The organism is Streptomyces albus subsp. albus (genome assembly GCF_000725885.1).
Lineage (GTDB): Bacteria > Actinomycetota > Actinomycetes > Streptomycetales > Streptomycetaceae > Streptomyces > Streptomyces albus.
Genome location: NZ_JODR01000004.1, coordinates 46385 through 71578, shown reverse-complemented (window position 1 = coordinate 71578; position 25194 = coordinate 46385). Strand labels below are relative to the sequence as shown.

The window sequence follows — 25194 nt, the reverse complement described above, 5'->3', positions numbered from 1 at the left end:
CGCGGCGGGGACATGGGCCGCACCGCTGCGGCCGGGTGGCCGCGCCCGGATGGGTACCGCGCCCCCGCCAAGATGGGTGCCAGGGCCCATGGGCTTTCCCGCCCGCTTCGGCCACGGTGAGGGCATGTCCTTCGAGTCCTCCGACACCGCGACGTCCTCCGACGTCGCACCGCCCGTGGCCGCCGCGCGGCTGACCGCGCACGAGGCCCGCCAGCGCCTCGAACACGAACGCGGCTCCCGGCTCACCCAGCTGCGGGCCCTCGACGAAGCCGGCCCCGAGACCGACGAGCACCTCAAAGCCGCGCAGCGGGAGGCGCTGGAGCGGGTCCTCGGCGAGATCGACGCCGCGTTCGGCCGCGTCCAGGACGGCAGCTACGGGACCTGCATGTCCTGCGCCAAGCCCATCCCGGCCGAACGCCTGGAGATCCTGCCCTACGTACGGTTCTGCGTCGCCTGCCAGCGCCGCGCCGGCTGACGGCGCCGGCGCCGCCAGCGGACCCGAGCAACCCTGCCCTGCCCCGAGGGGTGACGTGGTGAACACCCGGACCACCGGTGAGAGCGGGACCCGACTGTCCCCGGAAGACCTCGCCGCGCTCCGTGAAAACCTGAACGAGCAACGGCTCTTCCGCCGCGAACAACTGGCACAGCCGGCCCTGACCGCCGGTGCGGCTGGTGCGGCTCGTGCCGTTGTGGCCGACGCGGCCGGTGCGACTGGTGCTGTTGTGGCCGACGCGGCCGACGCGGCTGGCGCGGCTGGTGCCGTTGCGGCCGAGGCGGCCGATGCCCCGGGCGGCGCACGCGCCGGGGCCGGCGGACGCTCCCGGACCGACGCGCGGGCCGGAGCCGACGCCCAGGCCGGAGCCGGTGCGCGGGCCGGGTTCGGCGAGCATGCTGGGTCCGGCGAGCATGCCGGGTCCGGCGAGTACGCCGGCGTCAGCCCACAGGCCGAGGTCAGCGCCCAGCTCGCCGCCTGCGCCCGCATGGTCCTGGCCGACGTGGAAGCCGCGCTGGAACGCATGGACCAGGGCCGGTACGGACGGTGCCACCTGTGTGGGCGGCCCATCGCCCGGGAACGGCTGATGATCGTGCCGCAGGCCCGCTACTGCGCCCGCTGCCAGCTCGTCAGGGGGGCGGGCAGGTGACCGCGGCGCACCGCGCCTTCCCCGCCGTGGCACCGCGGCCCGCCTGGCCGCTGTGCAGGCGGTGTTCGGGCATCGCCCTGGACCTGGGCAGCGCCCGGACCCGCGTCTGGATGGTGGGCCGCGGCAGGATCATCGACGTACCCACGGTCACCTTCCCCGGCGCCGGGGTCACCCGCCCCATCCAGCGGGGCACGATCATCGACACCGCGGGCACCGCGCGCTTGCTGGACCGGCTGCTGGGCCACCGTCTGTCCCGGCACGCCCGCCCCCTGGTCGTGCTGACGGCCCCGGTGCTCGGCGGAGTCGCCTACCGGGCCGCCGCCCGGGAAGCGGTCGAGGTGCTGCGGCCCCGTACCGTGCTGACCATGCCGACGGCCCGCGCCGTGGCGTACGCGGCCGGTGTCGACCTGACCCGGGCCCTGTTCGTCGTGGACATCGGCGCCCACCTCACCGAGGTGGTCCTGCTGGCGGGCGGCGCGGTCCTCGACGCCCGCCGCACCGCGCTGGGCACCACCGACCTGGAGGCGGAACCCACCGCGGCCCGGCTCGTGGACGCGGTCGTCGCGATGGTGACGAGCATGCTGGAACAGGACCCCACCTCGCACGCCCTCGACGCGTTGCACCGCGGCGTCCTCCTGGCGGGCGGCGGCGCCCTGTGCCCGGGCGTCACCTACCGCCTCGCCGGACGCCTGGACACCCGGGTCACCGCGGTCCCCGCACCGCACACCGCAGCGGTACGGGGCGCCGCCACACTGCTGCGCGCCACCCGCAGCCACCCGGAGAGCGCCGCCCTCCACCCGGAGAGCACCCACCCTGCGGACGACCCCCTCCCCCCGGCCCCCGGAGCGCCCCCGGAGGACGGCGACGGGGTGGGGGAGAGGGGGTAGGGGCGTCCCCGTTCCCCCGGCGCAGCTTTGCGTCCGATGGCCGGCGCCGGGGCGTGCCGTCGCCGAGCCGTCAGGCGGGCAGCACCCAGGACGGACCGTCCGGGGAGTCCAGCCACAGCGTGTGCGTGCCGTTCGGGGCCACGGTGAGACCGTAGCGGTCAGGGCCGGGGTGCCCTGCGTGGAACCACGCCTTGATGAGCACCAGCCGCTCGCCCCACAGATTGCGGTGTTCGGGGCCGTCGTGGTCGAGGCGGGCGCCGTGGGCGCCGTGCGGGGCCATGCGAGCCCAGGCACCGGATGCCGGGTGCTGGATGAGGTGCACCGTGCGGCCGTCGTCGCCGACCAGGCTGACGTCGATGGTGTCGTGTTGGAGCATGCCGCTGAGGAAGCGGGGCATGGGCGCGGTGACGTCCCCCGCCACCTGCACGGTCGTCGTGCGCCCTCTGGCGCGCATCAGGCCGGCGATGTCCTCGGGGCAGGCGTTCGGTGCGGAGTCCTCGGGCGAGTGGCGGGCGGTCATGAAAGCCGCCATCTCCGGCAGGAAGCGGCCTCGGAGACTGCCGTCGTCATGGTGGTTGAGGGAGGCCAAACCGTAGCCGAGGTTGGCGACGACGGTGCCGCCGGGGGCGAGCTGGGAGAGCCAGACCGCAGGGATGCGGGGCAGCCCGCAGGTGGCGATGATCGCCGAATGAGGGGCGCGGGGTGTGTGGCCGCGGGTGCCGTCGCCGGTCACGATGGTGGGGGTGTATCCGGCCGTGTGGAGGCGTTCGCGAGCGGCAGTGGTCAGCTCGGGATCGATGTCGAGAGTGGCGATCTTCTCCGCGCCGTAGCGCGCGCACAAGAGCGCGGCGTTGTAGCCGGTGCCGGTGCCGATCTCCAGCACGGTGGCGGTGTCGCGGTCGGGCAGTGCTTCGAGCATGGCGGCCATCACCCGGGGCCGCGTGGAGGAGCTGATCGCCACACCGTTCTTGTCGCGCCGGGTGATGAGGGAGGTGTCGCTGTAGACCGTCTCCAGGTAGCCGGGATCGCCGGCCCGGAGCGTGCGGAAGCCCTCGGCGTCGTGCACCGAGAACGCGGGCGTGAAGTGTTCCCGAGGGACCGTGGCGAAGGCTTCGCGCCAGGCGGGGGTGCGCAGCACTCCCTCGTGCGTGAGGCAGGTGGTCATACGGCGGCGCAGGTCCTCGGCGCTGCCGGTGGTCTCGGCGACGGTCATGGCTGCCTTTCCAGTTCGTCGGCGATGGCGCGGGTGATGGGGGCACGCAGGGCCTCGATCCAGCCGTACTGCCCGGCTGGGTTGATGTCGCACAGGTGCCACAGCCCGGCATGACCAACGAGGAAGTCCAGTGCGGCGTACCGCAGTCCGTAGGTGTCCATGAGGGAGCGGACCCCGTCTGCGACGTCGGCGGGCACGTCGCAGACGGTGTAGGAGCAGGCGTCGTAGTCCCGGCGGAAATCGATCCGGGCCGCTTCGGAGTGGGTGTGGATCTCGGCGGCGAACAGCCGGCCGCCCGACAGCGGTGAGACGGACCTCGTACGCCTTGTCGATCCACTCGGCGAAGTAGTGCGCCGTCACGCCCACGGCGTCGGTGATGTCGTCGGCGCGGACTCGTGAGGTCCACGACGCGTAGGTGACACCGTCGCACGTGACCGGTCCGCCGGCCCCGATGCTCTTGTAGGCCGCCACCCCGCCAGGCAGTGAGGCGACGAACTCGCGGGCGGAGTGCGGGTCGTTGGTGACCAGGCTCCGGGGTACGCGCAGGCCGCATCGGGCCGCCTCGGCGAGGGCGCCCGGGAGCGAGCCGGCCGCTGCGTTGGCGGCGGGGTGGTTGATCCAGATGCAGGGCAGGGCGTCGAGCACGCCGCGGAACCCGGCACGGGCTTCCGCGTCGGCCCACCGCCGCGCGTCCGGCTCCGAGGCCGGCACGGTGGCGCGGGGAGGAGAGGGGCGCCGCCAGTGGACGGCCGTGACGGCGCCCAGGTCCAGGTCCCGGTGCCGGCCGCGCCAGGTGCCCGACCAACCGGCTGCACCGTCCAGGCGGGCGGTGAACACCGAGTGGTCGGGCAGGTCCCCGGGGTCGAGCCGGACGACCGGCGCTCCTCGGGTGTTCAGCTCGGCCACCACCAGATCGGCGACGGGGTCGAGCCGGCGGGTCAGCACCAGGACCGTCATCTCTCACTCCTCTCCCGCTGACCCGTTCAGTCCTTGTCGGTGCCGCCGTTGTCGTCGAAGATCTGGCTGTCGTGACGGGTCTGGGTGACCGTCTGGATCTCCGAAGCCATGGACGGGGAGTCGATGAACGGGGTGCCGGTCCGAGTCACGACGGTGAGCTGCTGCTCGGGGCAGTAGCTCAGAGCGCCGGGCCAGGTACGCGCAGCGGGCGCTTCGACCGGCAGCGCCTGGGTGAGGCCGAACGGCAGAGTGGTCATCGTGGTGCTCCTTCGGTGTCGGGACAGCGGCATGCGACGCCGCCGTCGGGAGCCGCCCGGGCCGAGCGGCCGGGCGTGCAATCACAATGCGAGGCGTGCCCGTGCGAGCGGGAGAGGGAGACGGCCGGGCCGCACACGGTGTGCGAGGCCCGCACACCGTGTGCTTCCGTACGCCCTCCCGCCGCACGCGGGTTTGCCGCTACCGTCTTCCTCCCGCCGTTCCGCAGGAGGACGCCGATGGACGTCGTCAGGTCCCCGCAGGAGTTGGGGGCCGAGCTACGGGCAGCACGGTGCCGTGCACGGCTGACGCAGACCCAGGTCGGCCAGGCGATCGGCTACTCGGCGAGCGCGATCTCCCGGATCGAGTCCGGCCGTATGCGGCTGGGGTACGACCGGCTCCTGGCCTTGGCCGGTTTTCTCGGTGTCCCGCCCGACAGGCTGACTGCCGGATCTGTGTCCGCCGGGCCCGTGCTCGGTACGGTGGGGCGCCCAGGCGAGGAGGATGCGGTGCGTCGTAGGAACCTGCTCACCGGAGCGGCAGCCGTCGGAGTGTCCGCCGCGGTCGGTACCCCCGCGGCGGCCGACGTTCCCGGGGGCGATCCGGCCGCTCCCCTGGAGGAGTGTCTCTTCCATCTCCCTGCCGCCGAGCCCCTGCCGCTCCAACGGCTGGTACGGGAAGCCACGAACGCGCGGTCCCACTTCCGCGCAGCGCGGTACAGCGCACTCGGCCGTGCACTTCCGGGCCTGCTGGCCGCTGCCTCCGCCTCATGGGAAGAGGCGAGCGGTCACGAGCGCAACAAGGCAAGCGTCATCCTGGCGCGGTCCTACGTCCTCGCTGCGGAACTGGCCCTCAAACAGCACTCGGACGCGGCGTGGGCCGCCGCCGACCGCGCACTCGCTGCGGCTCGGGCCTCCGGGCACCCGGTCCCGGTCGGTGAAGCCTCCCGCGTCCTCGCGATCACAGTACGGCGGTCGGGGAACAGTGCCTCAGCCGTGCGGCTCCTCACGCGGGAAGCAGCGGACCTCGACAGCGGTCGGCAGCATGCGAGAGCCGTCCGGACAACGCTCATGCTCACTGCGGCGTACAGCGCGGCGACGGCCAAGGACCGCTCGACCGCACTGGAACTCCTCGACGCGGCCCAGGAGGAAACGGCTCGTCCCGACGCTGCTGTCCCCGGACTCTTCACCGTGGACGCGACGCGGACCCAGGTCGACACCTACCGCATCAGCGTCCTCAACGCTCTCGGCACCCCGGACGAGGGCGTCAGCGTGGCGCGCCGCATCGACATCGACAGCATTCCGTCGCTGGAGCGGCGTGCCCGGGCGTGGACCGACGTCGCCCGCATGTGGCACGCCCTGCGTGATGACCGGAAGACTTTCGACGCGCTGAGGCGCGTCGAGCAGGAGGCTCCGCAGGAGGTGCGCCGGCCTGCGCTCCGGGCGCTGACCGTCGATCTGCTGTACTCCCCGGTCCGCGTGCCCGGGGTGCGGGAGTTCGCGGCTCGCACCGGCGCGCTGCCTGCGTGATCCGCCAGACGCGTCCGGGAGCCGCACGAGTGTCCACATCTGCTCGTCGTTGTGCCGAACAGGACGGCGCGCCCGCAAGGCGGAAAAGGGCTCCGATACCGATCGGAGCCCCAGGGCCGGGACCCCGGCCCCAGGAGGCGGCGGACGAGTCGGCCTGTACGCCGGGTTCTGTGCCTCGGGGGCCTTGCGGCGCCCCGGGGCGGCGGTCATCCATCTAGGACCGGCGTTGCCGCCGGCCTCGTGCGGTCTACCCGCGGACTCGGGCGGGCCGCCCTCGGTCGTCCGCGCAGGAGCACCGGAGTGCTCCCTCTTGACCTTGCTCCGGATGGGGTTTACCGAGCCGCCCAGGTCACCCTGGGCGCTGGTGGTCTCTTACACCACCGTTTCACCCTTACCGGGAGCCGTACGGATACGGCCCCGGCGGTTTGCTTTCTGTGGCACTGTCCCGCGGGTCACCCCGGGTGGGCGTTACCCACCATCCTGCCCTGTGGAGCCCGGACGTTCCTCGGCGAGGGAGTGTGTGCTCCCCCGACGCGACCGCCCGGCCGGCTCGTCCGCCGTGCGGCCATGGTACCCGGCGGCGCGGTGGTGCTCAGCGGTGGTGCAGGTCGTCGGGGGTCAGCTCGCCGGGTGTGCGGTGGCCCGAGAGGCCCAGCGTGAGATCGAGGTCCGCGAGCAGGGAGCGCAGGACGTGCCGGACGCCGTCCTCGCCGCCGTGGGCCAGACCGTAGACGTACGGCCGGCCCAGCAGGACGGCCCGGGCGCCCAGGGCGAGGGCCTTGAGGACGTCGGCGCCGGTGCGTACGCCCGAGTCGAACAGCACCTCCATGCCGGTGTCCGCCACCGCCGAGGCCACCCGCGGCAGCGCGTCCAGCGAGGCGATGGCGCCGTCGACCTGCCGGCCGCCGTGGTTGGAGACGACGATGCCGTCCATGCCCGCGTCGGCGGCGCGGCGTGCGTCGTCCGGGTGCTGGATGCCCTTGAGGACGATCGGCCCCTCCCAGTGCTGCCGCAGGAACGGCAGCCGGTCCCACGATTTGTCGGTGCCGGTGAACATCGGCACCCAGCGCAGCACGGCCGCGGCCAGGTCCTCCTCCGGCGGGCGTTCCAGCCCGGCGCGGAAGGCCGGGTCGGAGAACGGTACGGCGGTGCCGATGCCGCGGATGAACGGCAGGTAGGCCAGGTCGAGGTCCTGCGGACGCCAGGCCAGGGTCCAGGTGTCGAGGGTGACGACGAGCGTGGTGTAGCCGGCGCGGCGGGCTCGCTCCAGGATGCTGACGCACACCTCGTCGTCGTTCGGCCAGTACAGCTGGAACCACCGGGGCGCGTCCTCGCCGGCGGCCTCCGCGACCTCTTCGAGGGTGTGGGAGGAGGCGGTGGACAGGATCGTCGTCAGCCCCAGCGCGGCGGCGGCCCGCGCGGTGGCCAGTTCGCCGTCCGGGTGGACGATCGACTGCACGCCGACCGGGGCGAGCAGCACGGGCGCGGGCAGGGTGCTGCCCAGTACCTCGGTGCGCAGGTCCCGGTGGGTGGCGTCGGTCAGCATGCGCGGCACCAGCCGGTGACGGTCGAACGCCTCCCGGTTGGCGCGGTGCGTGGCGCCGGACCCCGCGGCCCCGGCGACGTAGCCGAAAGCGCCCTGGTCCAGGTGCCGGCGGGCCGATGCGCCCAGTGCCGTGCCGTCGGTGGTGAAGGGCGGGACACGGCCTTCCAGGCCGTGCAGATAGATCTCGTTCTGGTAGGAGGCGTGGGCGGCGGAGGGTGCGGGCTCGGTCATCTGTCGGCTCCTCGGCGGTGACTGCCCGCCGAGTCTGCCCCCGCCCCCGCCCGGCGGACCACAGCCGGGCGGGAGGGCGCCGGGTGATCCGCGTCTCGTACCGGGGCGTCTCAGCGCAGCCGGGTGGCCGTACCGGAGACGTGGACGCGCGGGTCGCCGGCCCGCAGATCGACGGTCAGCACGCCGGGCCGTCCCATGTCCTCCCCCTGGTGCAGCACGAGCCGTGCTTCCTCGGGCACCAGGCCCGCCGCCCGCAGATAGCCGCCGAAGGCCGCCGCCGCCGCGCCGGTCGCCGGGTCCTCTCGTACGCCGCCGACGGGGAAGGGGTCGCGGACGTGGAAGACGCCGCCCGACTCCCGCCACACCAGGTGCACCGTGGTCAGCCCGAGCCGCAGCATCAGCGCCTTGAGCCGTTCGACGTCGTAGTCGAGCGCGGCCAGTCGTTCCCGGGTGGCGACGGCGAGGACGAGATGGTCGTTGCCGGCGAAGGCGGTACGCGGCGGGATGGTGCCGTCCAGGTCCTGCTCGGCCCAGCCGAGGGCCGCCAGCGCCTCGTTCAGGTCCGCCTCCGCCACCGGCTTGTCGTGCGGTTCGACGCTGCTGAGCGTCGCCAGCGGCCGGCCGTCCTCCTCGACGACGGTGACGGGCACCGGCCCGGCCTGGGTGCGGAAGAGCAGTTCGCCGGTGCCGACGCGTTCGGCGAGGGCCACGGCGGTCGCGATGGTGGCGTGCCCGCAGAAGGCGACCTCCGCGAGCGGGCTGAAGTACCGCACGTCGTAGGTGCGTTCCCCGGCGTCGTCGGCCGCCGTCACGAACGCCGTCTCCGAGTACCCCACTTCGGCGGCCACCGCCAGCCGCGCCGCGTCGTCCAGTCCGCTCGCGTCGAGCACCACCCCGGCGGGGTTGCCGCCCGCCGGGATGGCGGAGAAAGCGGTGTACCGCAGTACGTCGGAGGTGAGGTTCGTGGTCCCGTTCGCCGTCATGCCACCACCCAACCATGCGGCGGTACGCGGTGTTCCCGCCGTGGCCCCGCTTGTGTTCCCGCTCGTGGTCCCGCCCGTGGTCCCGTCTGTGCTCGCCCGTGTTCCCGCCGTGGGGCGGTACGCGGGGCGGTCGCGTCTCGGGCGCGGGCGGTACGCCGACCGGTTGCCTGGCGGCTGCGGGGGCGGCTCGCGAAGCGGTCGCGCGGGGCTGCGGACGGTCGCCTTCCCGCCGCGGACCGGCAGTGGTCCCGTCGCGGATCGGCCATGGGTCCGCCGTGGATCGGACATGGGCCCGTCGCGGGTCCGTTGTGGCCCGGCTGATTCTTGCCACGGGGCCGGCGCGTCCGCTGAGGGGGTCCGGGGCCCCGTCGGGATCCGGGTGCCGCAAGCGGTCCCGGGGGTGCCCCGCACCGGACCGTCACGGTCCCGCCGGTCCGCCGGCCCCCGCCGGGGGGCCGGTCTCAGCCCCGCCCGATGTACGGCATCTTCGTCGCGAGGACGGTCGCGAACTGGACGTTGGCCTCCAGCGGGAGGGAGGCCATGTGCAGGACGGTGCGGGCCACATCGGTGGCGGACATGACGGGTTCCGCCGCGAGGGTGCCGTCGGCCTGGGGCACGCCGTGGGGCATGGCGGCGGTCATCTCGGTGGCGGCGTTGCCGATGTCGATCTGGCCGCAGGCGATGTCGTGGCGGCGGCCGTCCAGGGACAGTGACTTGGTGAGCCCCGTCATGGCGTGCTTGGTGGCCGTGTAGGCGATGGAGCCGGGGCGTGGGGCGTGGGCGGAGACGGAGCCGTTGTTGATGATGCGGCCACCACGCGGCTCCTGGTCCTTCATGAGCCGGAACGCGCCCTGGGCGCACAGGAAGGCGCCGTGCAGGTTGACGTCCACGACGGTGCGCCACTCGTCGAAGGAGAGGTCTTCCAGCGGTACGGCGGGGCCGAAGGTGCCCGCGTTGTTGAAGAGGAGGTCGAGGCGGCCCCAGTGGTCGCGGACGGCGTCGAAGAGGGCGGTGACGGCCGCCGGGTCGGTGACGTCGGTGGGCAGGCACAGGGTGGTGCCGCCGGCCAGTCCGGCGGTCTCGGCCAGGGCCGCGGGGCGGCGGCCGGCGAGGGCGACCCGCCAGCCGGCGTCGGCCAGGGTCAGTGCGACGGCGCGGCCTATTCCGGAGCCCGCGCCGGTCACCACGGCGGTCCGGCCGACGGCGGAGGGCTCGCCACCGGTCCCCGGCACCCGGCCGGTGTCCGGCACCCCACTGGCCTCCGCCGTCTCATCGGCCCCCGGCGTTCCCTCACCGGTCTCCGGCGTCCCCTCGACGGCCCCCGGAGTCCCTTCGTCCGCAGCCGCTCCCTGGTTCGCGGTCGCCCCGTGTGTGTCGTGCGTCTCCTGCGTCATGCGCGCAGGGTACGCGCGCGCCGTGCGTGCTCCGGGGCGCGTCCGCATGGCGGCGGCGCTCACCGGCACGTCCGGGGCCCGGCACCGCCGTCGAACACCCCGGACAGGGGAACAAACGTATGGGCGGGTGCAGGAATTGCTGGGAGAATGTTCGCGACCGTGACAATCTCCTGGAGAGGTGCATGACCAATCCCGGCTCCCGGCAACCGGCCGCCTCAGCCGCCGACGCCCTGCCGCCGCCCGAACCGATACCCGCCGTGCCGGCCCAGCCCGTCGAGCCACAGTCCCCTGCCGAGCCGCAATCCGCTGCCGAGCCACAGCCCCGGTCCGCCGGGCCGCAGCCCCCGGCCGACGGTTCCGGCCCGGCCGCTGAGGCCGGGGCCGAACGGGCCGAACGGGCCGAGCCGGCCGCGCAGTCGGCCCGCGGCACCGTACCGCCCGGTGAAAGCACCGCACCCGCCGCCGCGTTGACGCGGGGGCGCCGCGCCGGTCTGCTGCTGACCCTCATCCTCGGCGGGCTGACCGCGCTCCCGCCCCTCTCCATCGACATGTACCTCCCTGCCCTCCCGGAGGTCAGCGGCGCCCTGCACGTGCCCGCCGCCAGCGCCCAGCTGACGCTGACCGCCTGCCTGATCGGGCTCGCGGTGGGGCAGCTCGTCGCCGGGCCGATGAGCGACCGCTTCGGCCGACGGCGCCCGCTGCTGATCGGCATGACCGGTTACGTGCTCGCCGGTGTGGCCTGCGCACTGGCACCCACCGCCGCCACCCTCACCGGCTTCCGGCTCGTCCAGGGCCTCACCGGCGCCGCCGGGGTGGTGATCGCGCGGGCCGTCGTCCGCGACATGTACGACGGGCTGGCCATGGCCCGTTTCTTCTCCACCCTCATGCTGATCTCGGGCGTGGCACCGATCCTCGCCCCGGTGCTCGGCGGCCAGGTGCTGCGCTTCACCGACTGGCGCGGCGTTTTCGTGATCCTCTCCGCGATCGGGCTGCTCCTCGTCCTGGTGGTGCTGCGCAAACTGCCCGAGACGCTGCCCGCCGCACAACGGCACAAGGGCGGGCTGGGCGAGGCGCTGCGCAGCATGCGGGGGCTGCTGGCCGACCGGGTCTTCACCGGCTATCTGCTCACGGCCGGCCTCGCTTTCGCGGCGCTCTTCTCCTACGTGTCGGCCTCGCCGTTCGTGATGCAGGAGATCTACGGCGCCTCCCCGCAGACCTTCAGCCTGCTGTTCATGATCAACTCGATCGGCATCGTCGCCTTCGGCCAGCTGAACGGAAAGGTCCTGGTCGGCCGGGTCCCGCTGGACCGGGTGCTGGCCTTCGGGCTGTGCATGGTGGGCGCCGCCACGGTGGCGCTGCTGGTGATGACGACCGGCGTGTTCGGCAAGGTCGGGCTGGCCCCGCTGGCGACCGGACTGTGCGTGCTGATGTCCGGCATGGGCCTGATCATGCCGAACGCCAACTCGCAGGCTCTGATGCGTACTCCGCACGCGGCCGGTTCCGCCTCCGCGCTGCTGGGCACCTCGCAGTTCCTCGTCGGTGCCGTCGCCTCGCCGCTGGTCGGGGTGGCCGGCGAGCACACGGCCGTGCCCATGGCACTCGTCCAGTTCAGCGCGGTGCTGCTGGCCGCGCTCGCCTTCGTGGGACTCTGCCGCCCATGGCGCGCACGCGACTGAGACGCCCGCCCACGCCGGACGCCGCCGCCCGGCGCCGCTTCCAGGCCAGGGCCGGGCTCGACGGTGACCAGATGGCGGCCCTGACGGAGGAGATCGACGAGCTGCCCGCCACCGGATGGTGCGCGGGCGCCGTCGTGCTGGCGGGGCGCGGCCCCTGCGTGGCCGTCGAGCACGCCGCCGGGTGGGCGCTGCGGTACGCCGCCTGGGACCCCGACGCGGGGCAGCCGGTCGAGCTGCCCCGCGAGCGTTGGCTGCCGATGCGCACGGGCACCGTCTTCGACGTGGCGTCGCTGACCAAGCTGTTCACCGCCGTCGCCGCCCTCCAGCAGGCCGAGCGCGGCGCCCTCGACCTGGACGCGCCCGTCGTGACGTACGCCGACCCGCGTGCCGGTCTCGTCGTCGACCACGGCATCACCGTGCGCCACCTGCTCACCCACACCTCGGGCCTCCGTGCGGAGCTGCCCTTCTACGAGCACAACACCGCCGAGCACGCGGCGCTGCTGTGGGCGGAGAAACCCCTCACCGAGCCCGGCACCCGGCGCTGCTACTCCGACCTCAACCTGCTGCTGCTCGAACAGGTGCTGCGCCGGGTGACCGGCCGCTCCCTCGACGATCTCGTCCGGGAGGGCATCACCAAGCCGCTGGGCATGGACCGCACCCGGTTCAACCCGCCCCGCTCCTGGCGGCCCCGTATCGCCGCCACCGAGGACCAGCGCAAGCCGTGGGCCAAACTCAACCGCGGCCTGGTCCACGGGCGTGTGCACGACGAGAACGCCTACGCCATGGGCGGCGTCGCCGGGCACGCCGGGCTCTTCAGCACCGCCCACGACCTCGCCGTGCTGTGCCGGACGCTGCTGTCCGGCGGCGCCTACGGGCCGGCCCGCATCCTGGCGCCGTCCTCCGTCGCGGCCCTGCTGGCGCCGCCCGGCCTCGGCTTCGAGACAGAAGCCGCCTGGTTCATGGGGGAGCTGGCCGGTCCGGGGCACGGTGCCGCGGGGCACACCGGGTTCACGGGGACGAGTCTGGTGCTGGACCGGGCGACCGACACGTTCCTGGTGCTGCTGGCCAACACGGTGCACCCGGTGCGCCGGCCCGCCGACAGCCGGCCACGCGCGGCGGCGGCCACCCGGCTGGCCCGCGCGGTGCGGGCCGCCAGGTGAACGCAGATCCCGGGGCCCGTGACCCCGGCTGAGGGACCGGCCCGCGCGACGGGGCGGCCGGAGCGGACCGCCCCGGGTGCGGCTCCGGCTCCGGCACCGGAGCGACTGGGCGCGCGCGGCCGGGCCGGGAGGGGACGAGTGCGCGGGGCCGGACAGGACCGAGTCCCGGCGAGCGACACCCGCACCGGAGGGCTGGCTGTGCGGACCCGCACCGGGCTCCCTGCGCGCGGGTCCGGTCCGGGGAGGCCCCGAGTGCACGAGCCGGACAGGGCCGAGCCGGGCGAGCGGGTCCGACCCCCGAAGGACTGGGCGAGCGCGCGCCGGGGCCGCCCACGGGTGTGCGGGTCCAAGCGAGGGCGGAGCGCGGTGGCGGGTCATCGGGGCGGGGCTGTCCACGGGTGTGTGGGTCCAGCGGGGGCGGGGCGCGGTGGCGGGTCATCGGGGCGGGGCTGTCCACGGGTGTGCGGGTCCAGCCCCCGAAGGGACGGGGTGCAGAAGGCGCCGAGTGCGCGGCACGGGACGGGGACGAGCCGGGGTCTGCGGCCCGGCACCCCGGGGGCGCGTCCAGGCCAGGCCCGGGCCAGGTGGGCCGTATGTGCGGGCCCGTACCGTCCCCCCGGCTCCCTCCTACACTGTCGTGGTGATCGAGCAAGAACTGCGCGGCGCGCTCGCCGCCCTCGTGGACGGGCTGCCCGCGCGGCAGGCGTCGGCCGCCGTGGAGCGGCTGATCGCCCACTACCGGGGAGAGACCCCCACCGGAGCGCCGGTGCTCCGCAACCGTGCCGACGCCGTCGCCTACGCGGCCTACCGGATGCCGGCGACCTTCGCCGCCGCCTCCGCCGCGCTGGGGGCCCTCGCCGAGCGGGCGCCCGGCTGGCGGCCCGGCGACCACCTCGACATCGGCGGCGGCACGGGCGCCGCCGTGTGGGCGGCTGCCGGGGTGTGGGAGGGGCCGCGCACCACCACCGTTCTCGACTGGGCGGAGTCCGCGCTGGATCTGGGCCGGGAACTGGCCGGGCGGGTGCCGGACGTGGCCGGCACCGGCTGGCAGCGGGGCTCGCTGCGCGGCGGGGCGCCCCGGCTGGCCCCCGCCGACCTGGTGACCGTCTCCTACGTACTGGGGGAGCTGGAGCCCGCCGACCGGGCCGCCGTCGTCGAGGCGGCGGCCGGCGCCGCGCGGGACGCGGTGGTGCTGGTGGAGCCGGGCACCCCGGACGGCTATCTGCGCATCCGCGAGGCCCGCGACGCGCTGCTGGCGGCCGGGCTGACGGTGCTCGCCCCCTGCCCGCACGACGGCACCTGCCCCGTCGTCGTGGGGCAGGACTGGTGCCACTTCGCCGTACGGGTGGCCCGCTCCTCCCTCCATCGCCAGGTCAAGGGCGGTGAGCTGGCGTACGAGGACGAGAAGTACAGCTACGTGGCGGCCGTGCGGCACCCGCTCGGCGACGGCCCGGCCGCGTCCCGCGTGGTGCGCAGGCCGCAGCAGCGCAAGGGCCAGGTGCTGCTGGACCTGTGCGTCCGGGAGGGCGGGCTGACGCGCCGTACGGTCACCAAGCGCGACGGCGCCGACACCTGGCGGGCCGCCCGCAAGACCGACTGGGGCGACGCCTGGTAGCCGCGCCCGCCCTCCCCGGAGGTCACGCCGCGGGCCGCATCCGCAGTGGTACGCCCAGCCGGTTGAGGGCGTTGATGAGGGCGACCTGCGCAACCAGGTGGCCGCGGTCGCTCTCGTCGGGGAAGTGCGCGCACACCCGCTCCCACAGGGCGTCGTCCACCCGCAGCTGCCGGGTGACCGCTTCGGTGTAGGCGAGGGCGGCCCGTTCCTTCTCATCGAACAGCGCCGACTCCTCCCACACCGGGAGCTGGTCGAGCCGCTGCTGTCCGATGTCCTGCCGCCGGGCCTCGCGGCTGTGGATGTCGACGCAGAAGACGCAGCCGTTGAGCTGCGAGGCCCGCAGCCGCACCAGTTCGCGGACCGTCGGGTCCAGCGGGCCCGTCTCGATCGCCCCCTGGGCCTGGAGGATCGCCTTGTACGGTTCGGGTGCCGCGGTGCCCAAGTCCAGTCGTGCCATGTTCCGCTCCTCGGATCGTCTGCCGTGTGCGCGGTACGGGCACCGCGCACGTGCTCTCGACAGGGAGACGAGACAGCACCCCGGGGTGTCACGCGTCCGCGCGTACGATCAGATGTGCGCCGGCACGTGCGACAGCTTCGAGGGGGTCGCCTGCCGCCAGTAGGCGGTGATCCGCCCGTTCCGCAGCAGGACGGTGTCCACGGAGTGCAGGGCGCCGGCTCGCAGGCACAGCAGGGCCGGCTCGCCGCCGACCTCCACCGGCCGCAGCCCGTCCAGCCGCCACCGGCGGGCCACCCGCAGCAGCACCTCGGCGATGCGCTGCCCGCCCGTGATCGGTTTGCGGGCCGCGAAGACCTCGCCGCCGCCGTCGACGACGTACACGGCGTCCGGGTCCAGCAGCTTGACCAGCCCTTCCAGATCGCCGGCCAGGCAGGCGGCACGGAAGGCCAGCAGCAGGCGTTCGCGTTCGGCCCGTGCGGACGGGCCGCCCCCGGCCCCGGCCGCTGCGGCGCCCGTCCCGCCGTCCTCGCCCGGTGCCCGGTCCCGGGCGTCGGCGATCCGCCGCCGGGCCCGCGAGGTGAGCTGGCGGACGGCGGCGGGGGAGCGGTCCAGCACCCGGCCGATGTCCGCCGCGGACAGGCGGAAGACGTCCCGCAGCACGAATGCGACCCGCTCGGCCGGGTTCAGCTCCTCCATCACCAGCAGCATCGCCGTGCCCACCGATTCGTCGGCCAGGACCGGCTCCGCGGCGTCCGGGCCCGTCAGCAGCGGTTCGGGCAGCCACGGTCCGACGTACTCCTCCCGCCGCACCCGCGCCGACCGCAGCACGTCGTACGCGCGCCTGGCCGCGACCGTCACGAGCCAGGCCCGCGGGTCGGCGATGCCGTCCGGCCGGACGCGGGCGGTGCGCAGCCACACGTCCTGCGTCACGTCCTCGGCGTCCGCGACGCTGCCCAGCAGCCGGTAGGCCACCCCGAAGACGGCCGGCCGGTGCTGTTCCCACTCCTCGCCGGGCATCCCGGCGCCGGCCTCCGGCGCGCCGGGGGCGGTCGTCAGTTCGTCGGTCACGGGTGAGTGAACGACGGGGGAGAAATTTTCCATCCCCGCGATGTCGATCCCGGCCCTCCCCGTTCGTCGTCAGGGTGTGCGGCGCGGTCGCGCCGCGCGAGGATCTGTTCCCGAACACCGATGGGGAGTGCCAGGAATGAAGTACATGCTGCTGATCAACGCGGGTTCCGTGGGCGAGGACGGCCAGGCCGACGGCTGCGACGCGCAGGCGGTCGAGGACTGGATCGCCTTCGACAAGGCGGTGCGGGACGCGGGAGTCATGGTGTCCGGCGAGTCACTGGCCGATCTGGTGACCGCCACCACCGTGCGGGTCGCCGAGGACGGCCGGCGGAGCGTCGTGGACGGGCCGTTCGCCGAGACCCGTGAAGTCCTCGGCGGCTTCTACGTGATCGACGTGCCCGATCTGGACGCCGCGCTGGACTGGGCGGCCCGCTGCCCCGGAGCACGCGGTGGCGGCTCCGTCGTGGTGCGGCCGGTCGCCGACATGGGGGCCTGAGCACCGTGCGGGAGCAGGGGGCGGGCACCGGCCGGGCGGTGGAGGAGGTCTTCCGGGAGGAGCACGGGCTCCTGCTGGCGACGCTCGTCCGCCGCTTCGGCGACCTGGACCTGGCCGAGGAGGTCACCGCGGAGGCCATCGAGGCGGCGCTGGTGCGCTGGCCCGTCGACGGCGTACCCTCCCGGCCCGGCGCCTGGCTGCTGACCACCGCCCGCCGCAAGGCGGTCGACCGGCTGCGCCGCGACCGGGCGTACGCGGCACGGCTCGCGCTCCTCCAGGTGGCCGCCGACCGCGCCGCCCCCGCCCCGCCGCCCGACACCGTCCGCGAGTTGCCCGACGAGCGCTTGCAGTTGTTCTTCACCTGCGCCCACCCGGCCCTGCCGGCGCCGGCCCGCGCGGCGTTGATGCTGCGTTGCCTGGCGGGACTGACGACGGCGGAGACCGCCCGCGCCCACCTGGTGCCGGAGGCGACGATGGCCCAGCGGATCGTACGGGCCAAGAAGAAGATCCGTGAGGCCCGCATCCCGTTCCGGGTGCCCGGCGCGGACGAGCTGCCCGAGCGGCTGCCCGGCGTGCTGGAGGTGCTCTACTCGGTCTTCACCGAGGGGTACGCGGCCAGTTCCGGCCCCGATCTGACGCGGCCGGACCTGGCCGGGGAAGCCATCCGGCTGACGCGGATCCTGCACCGGCTGCTGCCCCGGGAGCGGGAGGTGACCGGGCTGCTGGCGCTGATGCTGCTCGTCCACGCCCGCCGCGCGGCCCGCACCGGCCCCGCCGGGGAACCGGTGCTGCTGGCCGACCAGGACCGGGGGCGCTGGGACCACGCCATGATCGCCGAAGGGCTGGCCCTGGTGCCCGCGGTGCTCACCGGCGGACCGCCGGGACCGTACGGGGTGCAGGCGGCCATCGCGGCCCTGCACGACGAGGCGGCCGATGTGGCCACCACGGACTGGCCGCAGATCGTGGCGCTCTACGACGTGCTGTCCGCGCTCGCGCCCTCGCCCGTCGTCGCCGTCAACCGGGCGGCGGCCGTCGCCATGCGCGACGGTCCCGAGGCGGGGACTGGCCCTCCTCGACGGGCTGGCCGGCGAGCAGCGGCTGCGCGGATACCAGCCGTACCACGCGGCGCGGGCCGATCTGCTGCTGCGGCTGGAGCGGCCGGACGAGGCAGCGGCGGCCTGCCGCCGCGCACTCGGACTGGCCGGGACACAGCCGGAACGGGCCCGGCTGCGGCGCATGCTGGACGCCGCCGCACCACCCGGCTCTCCGTACGGCCCTTCCGGCGGCGGGGACCGGCCCGCCGCCGGGGACGGCCTCAGCGGCGCAGCTCGGCCGTCACGCACTTGACGCTGCCACCGCCCTTGAGCAGCTCGGACAACGACACCGGTACGGGCTCGTAGCCGCGGGCCCGCAACGGGGCGAACAGACCGGTGGCCGCCTCCGGGAGCAGCACGTGGTGGCCGTCGCTGACGGCGTTGAGACCGAGGGCGAGGGCGTCGGCCTCGTCGGCCAGCAGCGCGTCGGGGAAGAGCCGCCGCAGGACGGCCCGGCTGCCGGGGGAGAAGGCGGCCGGGTGGTACATGACGTCCTCGGTCTCGGGGTCGAGGACGCACAGTGCCGTGTCCAGGTGGTAGTAGCGCGGGTCCACCAGGTCGAGCCCGATGACGGGACGGCCGAAGAACTCCTGCGCTTCGCCGTGCGAGAGGGGACTGCTGCGGAACCCGCGGCCGGCCAGCAGCCAGGTGCGGGTGACGGCGAAGTCGCCCTCCCCTTCGTTGATGTGGGCGGGCTCGGTCACGTCGCTGAACCCGTGCGCGCGGTACCAGGCACGGTGCGCCGCCGCCTCCCCGGCCCGCTCCGGGTGGGCGAACCGGGCGCCGAGCACCCGCCCGTCGATGACGGTGGCGCCGTTGGCGGCGTACACCATGTCCGGCAGGCCCGGCACCGGGTCGAGGATCTCGACGGTGTGGCCGAGTGCGCGGTAGCGGTCGCGCAGCGCCTCCCACTGGGCGAGCGCGAGGGGAAGGTCCACCGGCTTGGCGGGATCCATCCACGGGTTGATGGAGTAGGTGACGCGGAAATGGACCGGGGGGCACATCAGATAGCGACGGGTTGCGTACATCGTCGGCTCCTCGGGAGTTGCATGGCGGTGCGCCCATGGTCCTCCCCGGCGAGCCGGTTGTGTCCCCGTCCAGCAGCGCCTCTATGGGGTGGTTCACCGGTCATGTGAACGGGCCGTGACGGCCGTGCACCGAAGATTTTCGAACAGTCGTGAACTTCCGGGCCGCATGCGCCGTCCAACACCGCGCAAGGCGCCGTGGCGGCTCCGGTACGGCAACCGCCACGGACATCTCGACGACGCGCGCTTCCTCATGGAGGTGCGCGTGTGAAAGGGCACGAATGCGCAAGTTCAAGCGTGCAATGATCGCCGGCGCCGGTCTCCTGGCCTTCTCCGGCCTCGCCGCCGGCGCGGCCCAGGCCGCCCCGGCGACCCACCAGGGCCCCGACATCGTGGTCCCGGGCACCAGCATCGCCGACTGCCAGGCCGTCGGCGACAAGCTGGTGAACCAGGGGCTGATCGAGAACTACGCCTGCATGGTGAACCCCGACGGCACCGTCTCGGTCACCCCGTACTACAAGGACTGAACCCTGTCCTGACGCGGGTGTCCTGACCCCTCATCGGGACGCGTCGGACCGCACCGGCGGACCGACGCGGCGGGCCGCCCCTGCAAGCCGGCTCGACCAGCCGGCGCGAGGGGTGAAGCCGCGGCCTGGCGGCGCCTCCCGGCCACGGTGGCGCCTCCGGGCCGCGGCGACGGCCTCGGGGCGCGGCGCGGGCCGGGCCGGTGACGGTGAGCCCGGGGCGCGGCGGTGAACCACCCGTCGTGGCACGGTCGTTCGCAGCGGTGCACCGGCCTGCGGTCCCGCTCGCCGACGGGCGCACTCGCGTATGACGTTCCTCGTGGAACGCAGGACGGCGGCTTCTCCCTCCCCGCCGGGAGCGGAGGAGCCGCCGTCTCGTGTGTGCGCCCCGCCGGGTTCCGTGGGTGCTCCGCCCGCAGGCGGTGGAGCGCTCTCGTGCGGGGCGCCCGGTGCCACAGCCCGGCACGGCGGGGCCTCTCCGCCCGGAGTGCCCGCCGCCGCGGACGTGGGGCGCTCTTCCTGTCTGCTTGCCGCTTCCGGGGCATCACCCGGGGCGCTTCAGTCGCGGGACTCCCGCAGCTTGCGCAGCAGTTCGCGTTTGAGCGCGAGCGGGTCGGTGCCGCCGCCCGGCCCGTGGCCCCCGCCCCTCCCGCCGCCCCGGAGCTGCTTGCGCGACAGATGGGAGCGGGTGCCGCCGACGCCCAGCAGGTGTCCGCCTCGTCCCTTGCTCATGGTGGTCTCCTCTCGTCGCGGCCGTGGTGCGGCCCTCATCCAACTACCCGAGACGTATCGTCTCGCCGTGTCACGGTACGAGCATGCGGCGAGACGTCTCGTCTTGTCAAGACGATTCGTCTCGTCTCCTTCGCTGTTAGATTCGTGCCATGTCACCCACGACCGCCAAGACCCCCGACGTCTCCCGCCGCAGCGAACGCTCCCGGCAGGCCATCCTGCGCGCCAGCATGGAACTCGTCGGCGAGGTCGGATACCCGAAGCTGACCATCGAAGCGATCGCCGCCCGGGCCGGCGTCGGCAAGCAGACCATCTACCGCTGGTGGCCCTCCAAGGCCGCCGTCCTCCTCGACGCCTGCACCGACGCCGCCACCGGGGACGGCCACGACAGCGGCCTCCCCGACACCGGTGACGTCGAGGCCGACCTCAAGACCGTGCTGCGGGCCACCGCCGACGAGTTCTCCGACCCCGCCTTCGAGGCCCCCTACCGCGCCCTGGCCGTCGCCGCCGCGGCCGACGCCGAACTCGCCGAGCAGTTCCTCGTCCGCCTCCGCGAACCCGGCCTCCAGGCGTACACCCGGCGACTGCGGGCCGGGCAGGAGGCGGGCCAGATCGACCCCGACCTCGACCTGGGGCTGGCCGTCGAGATACTGCTCGGCCCCTTCCAGCAGCGCTGGCTGAACCGCTCCGGTCCGCTCACGCACGAGTTCGCGGACTCCCTGGTCGAACTGGCCATGCGCGCCTTCACCCCACGCCCCTGACCAACCCGGGGCCGGCTGCCCCACCGGGCCGCCACCTCGGAGCCCGCCCGGCGGGGCAGCCGGCCTGTGCCGGAGCGGGCCGGCCCGCCCCGGGGCCCCACCCGGCGGGCCTGACAGCTCCGCGACCCGCCTGGCGGGCCCATCCCGGCCTGCGCCGAGCCGGCCCGGCCTGCCCGGGCTTACCCCAGCCTGTCCGGGCCTACCCCGGCCCGCCCGGGCCCACCCCGGCCTGTCCGGGCCCACCACGGCCTGTCCGGTGCCTGCTCCGGCCCACCCCGGGCCCGGGGCGGGCCCACCCCGCAGTGGCCTGGCCTTCTCCGGACCGGCCGGGGGCCTGTCCCGGGTTTACTACGGGCCCTGCTCCCGGCCCCTCTCCGGGCCGGCCTCCTGCTTCGACCCGGGCCTACCCCGCGCCTGCCCGGACCCACCTCGGGGCTGCCCTGGCCTCATCCCCGGGCCGGCCTGGCCTGCTCCGGGTCTACCCGGGCCCTGTGCCGGGGCCCATCAGGGCCCACTTCAGGCTCACCCCGGGCCGCCTGGGCTGCCCCAGGCCCACCGGGGCCCACCCCTGGACCACCGTGCCGGGCCGCCTGAACCCCATTCCGGCGGGCCCCACCCCGCCGGAATGGGCCCGGCGTCAGGCGTCGCAGGGGGCGAAGTCCTGCCACAGTGCTGGTTCGCCCTGCCACCACTCCTCCTCCGCGTCCTCGGGGAGGCGCCCCTCGCCCATCGTCACCCCGCCCTTCTCCTGGCGGCCGGTGAGTCCCAGGAGGACCCCGTCGCCATCGGACTGGTACACCTGGAGTTCGGCGCGCCCGTCGCGGTCCGTGTCGGTCGCGCGCACCTGCTCGACGAAGCTCTTGCGGGCGATGCGGATGGTGCCGGTGCGGCTGCCGGTCAGGTCGCGGGCGAGGGGCCCGTACCGCACCTCGTGGAGCGGCATGTTGTCGCTGGGGTTGTCGCCGGTGTCCCGTTGGCTGTGGAACAGCGCCAGGTCGACGTACCCGTCGCCGTCGAAGTCGCCGACGGTGCCCCGGGTCGCCATGTCCTCGCGCACGGCGTCCCGCAGCTTTTCCCAGAAGCCGCGCGCCTTGTCGAGACCGACTTCGGAGCGCTCGTCGCCGTCGCGGAAGACGACGGTGATCGTCCCGTTGCGCCGGGGATCGCGTACCTCGTCGCGCTGCCCGTCGCCGTCCACGTCGGCGATCAGGCTCACGTTGTCGGCGCCGGCGCACAGCGGCATCGGGGGGTGATCACCGGGCTCGGGCCCGAGGTCGAGGAGCAGCCCGCCGGCCACGGCCACCACCAGGGCGGCTGCACAGCCGGCCACCAGCCGCCGCCGGCTCAGGTGCCTGCGTAACAGCGGGGGTCTCTCGTCGTCGTCACTCTGCGGAAGGTTCTCGGGAGAGGCGGACATGGCGGGATACTACGGCGGTCGCCGCGTCCCGACCGCGGTCGCTAACCGCGGCTGCCGGTGAGGGCCAGGCCGCCCGGTTTGTCCGTGACGAAGCCCTCGCAGCCGAGGCGGAGCATCCGGTCGCGGGCCGCCCGGCTGTTGACGGTGTGCGACCACACGTAGGTGATGCCCGACCGGACCGCCCGGCGGACGTGCCGGGCCTTCGTCCGGTGGTCCACGCTGAGCATCGTCACGTACCGCTGCCAGCGGGCCGGGCGGTCGTGGGCGAGCTGGGCCGCGGAGCGCCACACCGCCGTCAGCAGGCCCAGTCCGTGCGCCCGCTCGGCCACGCGCGGGTCGTTCGACTCCACCAGGACCGAGCGGCTGAGCTGGCGGTTGCGGATCAGCCGGGCGAGCCGGGGCAGCCCCGCCGGGTCCTTCAGCTCAAGCATCAGCAGGCTGCGCCCGCCGAAGCGGTCCAGGATCTCGCGGACCGAGGGGGGACGTTCGGGGCGCCAGCGGCCCGGCAGTCCGGGGGAGGGGGTGAGCCGGACCCGCTGCCACGCCGCCCAGTCCAGGGCGCCCACCCGGCCGCGGTGGTCGGTGGTGCGGTCCAGGGTCGCGTCGTGCATGGCCACCAGCGTGCCGTCCCGCAGTCGCCGCACATCGGCGTCCAGGACGCGTGCGTAGCCGCGCCGGTGGGTGGCGGCCAGGCCCTGCATGCTGTTCTCCGGCACCTCCGCGGCCCCGCCCCGGTGGGCGGTGACCGTGACGCCGGTCAGCCGGTCCGCGTCCGGGGCCCGCTCGGCGGCGCCGGCCGGGGCCGGGCCCGTCGTCACCAGCAGCAGAGAGACGAACGGGACCACAGGGGCGAAATGCACCTTTGCGACCATGGGCCCCAAGCTAGTTGCGACCCGGACGATCCGCCGGTCACGCCACCCGCCCGGGTGGCTCTCCCGGGTGACGCGCGCCACCCCGCGTACCCGATCGTCGGCGGGAGAGCGCAGGATAGAGGGGAATCATCCGTGATCCGTGGATTCCACCGCAGCGTGCCGTAGCGCTGCGTACCCTCGGAGCACCATGGTTCGCCCCGGCAGTCTCGGTCGCGGAGTGAGGCGGTAGATGGAACGCGAGAGCAGGATCGCCCAGTGGTTGCGCCGCCGGGCCGCCCAGGACGAGTCCGAGCGGCCCGGTGCCCGGTCCCGCGCCCGGTCCGGCTCGTCCGGGTCCGGCAGAGGGCGCCGCTGGGGAGGGCGGGGCGCCCAGGCCGCCGCCGGAGCCGACGAGGCAGCCGCCCGACGCGAAACGCTCCTGCTCACCGCCGCCGAGGCCGGATTCCCGCTGGCCCCCGCCGCCCACCCCTCCGGATACGGCTGTTCCTGTGTCCGGATCGGCTGTCCCACGCCCGGCCGGCACCCCGTCTCCTTCGCCTGGCAGACCCAGGCCACCACCGACCGCGCCCAGATCGAACGCTGGCTGCGCGCCGAACCGCAGGCCAACTTCATCACCGCGACCGGCCGCGCCCACGATGTGCTGGACGTCCCCGCCGAGGCGGGCTACGCGGCGCTGGCCCGGCTGGAGGAGCGCGAGGCCGCCGCCGAACCGGGTGCCGAACCGGTGCTCGGGCCGGTCGCGCTGCTGGGTGAGGACCGGATGCTCTTCTTCACCAAGACCCGGGGCCGCCCCGAGGACGAGGACGAGTGGTGGCCCTGCGAGCTGGACAGCCACCCCGAGACGATGGAGGAGCATCCGGGGCTGCGCTGGCACTGCCGGGGCAGCTACGTGCTGCTTCCGCCCTCGCGTCTGCCCGACGACGAGGAGGGCGTGCGCTGGCTCCGCCCCCCGCAGCCCGGCGACGCCCTGCCCGAGCCCCTCACCCTGCTGGAGACCCTCACGGATGCCTGCGCCGAGTACGCGGTGACGGTCGAGGGTCTGGAGGACCCCAGCCCCTGGCCCGTGCGCTGATCTTGTGCCGTCCCCCCGGGCGCCTCGGGGACGGGGCCGGACCGCGGGGAGCGGGGAGGCCGGTCAGCTGCCGCGGGCCGTGGTCAGGCCCTCGATACGGCTGAGGAAGTCCACCTTGCCGTGGGACTTCCGCGCCGGCACCGTCACCGCCTGCTCCGACATCCGCACGAAGGTGACCGACTGCTTCGGCGTCCCCGACATCAACGCCTTCACCAGCGGGTTCTTGATCTGCGGCCGGTAGCCGCGCGGCAGCGTCTGCTTGTGGTGGTGCCGGGAGGCGAAGAAGACCAGCGCGCCGCCGTCCTTGGTGCGCAGCCCGAACGGGGCGAACTGCGGCGACCGGACCGCCTGGTCCGCGAACTCGTTGCGCACGCTGGTGCGCTTCATCTCCTTCAGCCGCTGCTTGCGCTGCACGCTGGTGTGCGGGCCGGTGGCGAAGTCGTCGCCCGCGCCCTCCTGGAGATAGCGGGTGTAGCGCCGGCTGAGCTGGTCCGGCGCGACCGTAAGGCCCGAGGCGCCGCCCACCGGCACGGCCTTGACGTGCCCTTCCGCATCCCGGGCGAACTCGGGCATCGCGTCCGGGTCCACGACCGACAGGTACGCGGCCTTCCACGGGCCGTCGGCCCGGTCGCGCTGGAAGACGAACAGCCAGCGGCCCTGCCCCTTGCGGTTGCTCCGGGAGTCGGTGACGAAGAACTTCGGCCAGCCCGCCTGCTCGGGGATCAGATAGCGGGTGTCGGTCAGCTTCAGCGGCACGTAGTCGGGGTTGCCCTGGGGGCGGACCTTCTTGCGGGCGGTGAGGCCCGCCTGGTCGATGGCGCCCAGCGCGCCCGTCTCGATCCGCGCGTTGAGCGCCGTGTCGTAGGCGGTGTTGGCGCGGTTGTTCCGCTCCACGAAGGTGCGCAGGACCTTGGCCGCCTCCGCCTTGCCCAGCGCGGGGACCACGGCGCTCTCGCCGTGCACGGTCACGCAGCCCGTGAGCGAGGCCAGCAGCGCCCCGGCCGTCACGGCAGCCGCCAGCGGTGTGCGCCGCGGCGTGCGAACCCTCGTCCCCTTCACCTGTCCACCCTCCCCGTGCTGTCGGCGAACGC

23 protein-coding genes, 1 other RNA gene and 3 pseudogenes are annotated in these 25194 nt (G+C 74.5%); 12 read left to right on the top strand and 15 right to left on the bottom strand.

The window, feature by feature from the left end; translation table 11 throughout:
* Window positions 1-124: 124 nt before the first annotated feature.
* From IO40_RS0105085 to IO40_RS0105075, 3 genes and pseudogenes are all read left to right on the top strand, one after another.
* The gene (locus tag IO40_RS0105085) at window positions 125-475 is read left to right on the top strand and encodes a TraR/DksA family transcriptional regulator (RefSeq protein WP_225843760.1); all 351 of its coding nucleotides are present in this window, start codon (window positions 125-127) and stop codon (window positions 473-475) included.
* A gap of 466 nt (window positions 476-941) precedes the next feature.
* Window positions 942-1142: pseudogene (locus IO40_RS0105080) on the top strand (TraR/DksA family transcriptional regulator); the annotation flags it as partial.
* The gene (locus tag IO40_RS0105075; protein ID WP_016468701.1) at window positions 1139-2029 is read left to right on the top strand and encodes a rod shape-determining protein; all 891 of its coding nucleotides are present in this window, start codon (window positions 1139-1141) and stop codon (window positions 2027-2029) included. The pseudogene IO40_RS0105080 and the gene IO40_RS0105075, both read left to right, overlap by 4 nt.
* Before the next feature lie 70 nt (window positions 2030-2099).
* On the opposite strand, the gene IO40_RS0105070 is transcribed toward IO40_RS0105075, so the two are convergent.
* The 4 genes and pseudogenes from IO40_RS0105070 to tgmA all read right to left on the bottom strand — a co-directional run bounded on the left by IO40_RS0105070 (window position 2100) and on the right by tgmA (window position 4456).
* Entirely contained in the window at window positions 2100-3242 is a 1143-nt protein-coding gene (locus IO40_RS0105070; protein WP_031174937.1) for a methyltransferase domain-containing protein, read from the bottom strand.
* Window positions 3239-3439, bottom strand: a complete 201-nt coding sequence (locus IO40_RS38595) for a hypothetical protein (protein ID WP_016468699.1) — start codon at window positions 3437-3439, stop codon at window positions 3239-3241. The genes IO40_RS0105070 and IO40_RS38595 overlap by 4 nt, the downstream gene beginning before the upstream one ends.
* Window positions 3440-3908: 469 nt before the next feature.
* Window positions 3909-4199: pseudogene (locus tag IO40_RS39630) on the bottom strand (ATP-grasp ribosomal peptide maturase); the annotation flags it as partial.
* Window positions 4200-4225: 26 nt separating this feature from the next.
* The gene (gene tgmA, locus IO40_RS0105060) at window positions 4226-4456 is read right to left on the bottom strand and encodes a putative ATP-grasp-modified RiPP (RefSeq protein WP_016468698.1); all 231 of its coding nucleotides are present in this window, start codon (window positions 4454-4456) and stop codon (window positions 4226-4228) included.
* Window positions 4457-4693: 237 nt separating this feature from the next.
* On the opposite strand from tgmA, the gene IO40_RS33140 reads away from it, so the two are divergent.
* Entirely contained in the window at window positions 4694-5983 is a 1290-nt protein-coding gene (locus tag IO40_RS33140) for a helix-turn-helix domain-containing protein (protein ID WP_031174936.1), read from the top strand.
* Between the two features lie 141 nt (window positions 5984-6124).
* Here IO40_RS33140 and rnpB read toward each other — a convergent pair.
* The 4 genes from rnpB to IO40_RS0105040 form a co-directional block, all read right to left on the bottom strand.
* An RNA gene (gene rnpB / locus IO40_RS35230) (RNase P RNA component class A) lies at window positions 6125-6536 on the bottom strand.
* Window positions 6537-6575: 39 nt separating this feature from the next.
* On the bottom strand, window positions 6576-7760 hold the full coding sequence (locus IO40_RS0105050) for a lactate 2-monooxygenase (RefSeq protein WP_016468696.1): 1185 nt from the start codon (window positions 7758-7760) through the stop codon (window positions 6576-6578).
* A gap of 110 nt (window positions 7761-7870) precedes the next feature.
* Complete coding sequence (locus tag IO40_RS0105045) at window positions 7871-8743, bottom strand: PhzF family phenazine biosynthesis protein (RefSeq protein WP_031174935.1); 873 nt, start codon at window positions 8741-8743, stop codon at window positions 7871-7873.
* A gap of 461 nt (window positions 8744-9204) precedes the next feature.
* Window positions 9205-10137, bottom strand: a complete 933-nt coding sequence (locus tag IO40_RS0105040; protein ID WP_078565659.1) for an SDR family oxidoreductase — start codon at window positions 10135-10137, stop codon at window positions 9205-9207.
* Window positions 10138-10319: 182 nt separating this feature from the next.
* Between IO40_RS0105040 and IO40_RS0105035 the strand changes: the two genes are divergently transcribed.
* The 3 genes from IO40_RS0105035 (at window position 10320) to IO40_RS0105025 (ending at window position 14588) form a co-directional block, all read left to right on the top strand.
* Entirely contained in the window at window positions 10320-11813 is a 1494-nt protein-coding gene (locus IO40_RS0105035; protein ID WP_031174933.1) for a multidrug effflux MFS transporter, read from the top strand.
* A complete protein-coding gene (locus IO40_RS0105030; RefSeq protein ID WP_016468692.1) occupies window positions 11795-12973 on the top strand; it encodes a serine hydrolase domain-containing protein in 1179 nt (392 codons plus the stop codon). The genes IO40_RS0105035 and IO40_RS0105030 overlap by 19 nt, the downstream gene beginning before the upstream one ends.
* 640 nt (window positions 12974-13613) lie before the next feature.
* Window positions 13614-14588, top strand: a complete 975-nt coding sequence (locus IO40_RS0105025; RefSeq protein WP_030407562.1) for a small ribosomal subunit Rsm22 family protein — start codon at window positions 13614-13616, stop codon at window positions 14586-14588.
* Window positions 14589-14610: 22 nt separating this feature from the next.
* On the opposite strand, the gene IO40_RS0105020 is transcribed toward IO40_RS0105025, so the two are convergent.
* Window positions 14611-15045: a carboxymuconolactone decarboxylase family protein gene (locus tag IO40_RS0105020; RefSeq protein ID WP_031174931.1), complete on the bottom strand. Its 435-nt coding sequence runs from the start codon at window positions 15043-15045 to the stop codon at window positions 14611-14613.
* A 108-nt stretch (window positions 15046-15153) separates the two neighbouring features.
* On the bottom strand, window positions 15154-16062 hold the full coding sequence (locus tag IO40_RS0105015) for a sigma-70 family RNA polymerase sigma factor (RefSeq protein ID WP_033229883.1): 909 nt from the start codon (window positions 16060-16062) through the stop codon (window positions 15154-15156).
* Window positions 16063-16249: 187 nt separating this feature from the next.
* On the opposite strand from IO40_RS0105015, the gene IO40_RS0105010 reads away from it, so the two are divergent.
* Both IO40_RS0105010 and IO40_RS33135 read left to right on the top strand, forming a co-directional pair.
* A complete protein-coding gene (locus tag IO40_RS0105010; RefSeq protein WP_031028160.1) occupies window positions 16250-16609 on the top strand; it encodes a YciI family protein in 360 nt (119 codons plus the stop codon).
* Window positions 16610-16614: 5 nt separating this feature from the next.
* Window positions 16615-17956 (top strand): annotated as a pseudogene (locus tag IO40_RS33135) (RNA polymerase sigma factor).
* Here the strand turns inward: IO40_RS33135 and ddaH are convergent.
* Complete coding sequence (gene ddaH / locus IO40_RS0105000) at window positions 17925-18731, bottom strand: dimethylargininase (protein WP_016468686.1); 807 nt, start codon at window positions 18729-18731, stop codon at window positions 17925-17927. The pseudogene IO40_RS33135 and the gene ddaH overlap by 32 nt on opposite strands.
* Before the next feature lie 278 nt (window positions 18732-19009).
* On the opposite strand from ddaH, the gene IO40_RS0104995 reads away from it, so the two are divergent.
* Entirely contained in the window at window positions 19010-19255 is a 246-nt protein-coding gene (locus IO40_RS0104995; RefSeq protein ID WP_031028157.1) for a hypothetical protein, read from the top strand.
* Window positions 19256-19810: 555 nt separating this feature from the next.
* Here the strand turns inward: IO40_RS0104995 and IO40_RS37910 are convergent.
* The gene (locus tag IO40_RS37910) at window positions 19811-19984 is read right to left on the bottom strand and encodes a DUF6243 family protein (protein WP_016468684.1); all 174 of its coding nucleotides are present in this window, start codon (window positions 19982-19984) and stop codon (window positions 19811-19813) included.
* Window positions 19985-20133: 149 nt separating this feature from the next.
* Between IO40_RS37910 and IO40_RS0104985 the strand changes: the two genes are divergently transcribed.
* A complete protein-coding gene (locus IO40_RS0104985) occupies window positions 20134-20742 on the top strand; it encodes a TetR/AcrR family transcriptional regulator (RefSeq protein WP_016468683.1) in 609 nt (202 codons plus the stop codon).
* A 637-nt stretch (window positions 20743-21379) separates the two neighbouring features.
* Here the strand turns inward: IO40_RS0104985 and IO40_RS0104980 are convergent.
* Together IO40_RS0104980 and IO40_RS0104975 are read right to left on the bottom strand one after the other, a co-directional pair.
* Entirely contained in the window at window positions 21380-22159 is a 780-nt protein-coding gene (locus tag IO40_RS0104980) for a hypothetical protein (protein WP_016468682.1), read from the bottom strand.
* A 41-nt stretch (window positions 22160-22200) separates the two neighbouring features.
* The gene (locus IO40_RS0104975; RefSeq protein ID WP_016468681.1) at window positions 22201-23031 is read right to left on the bottom strand and encodes a glycerophosphodiester phosphodiesterase; all 831 of its coding nucleotides are present in this window, start codon (window positions 23029-23031) and stop codon (window positions 22201-22203) included.
* 229 nt (window positions 23032-23260) lie between these two features.
* Here IO40_RS0104975 and IO40_RS0104970 point away from each other — a divergent pair, with 229 nt between their 5' ends.
* Window positions 23261-24103 carry a bifunctional DNA primase/polymerase gene (locus IO40_RS0104970; RefSeq protein ID WP_016468680.1) on the top strand — a complete coding sequence of 281 codons (843 nt, stop codon included), beginning with the start codon at window positions 23261-23263 and terminating at the stop codon, window positions 24101-24103.
* Between the two features lie 63 nt (window positions 24104-24166).
* Here IO40_RS0104970 and IO40_RS0104965 read toward each other — a convergent pair whose 3' ends face one another.
* A complete protein-coding gene (locus tag IO40_RS0104965; RefSeq protein WP_078659792.1) occupies window positions 24167-25162 on the bottom strand; it encodes an SCO2278 family lipoprotein in 996 nt (331 codons plus the stop codon).
* Window positions 25163-25194: the final 32 nt, after the last annotated feature.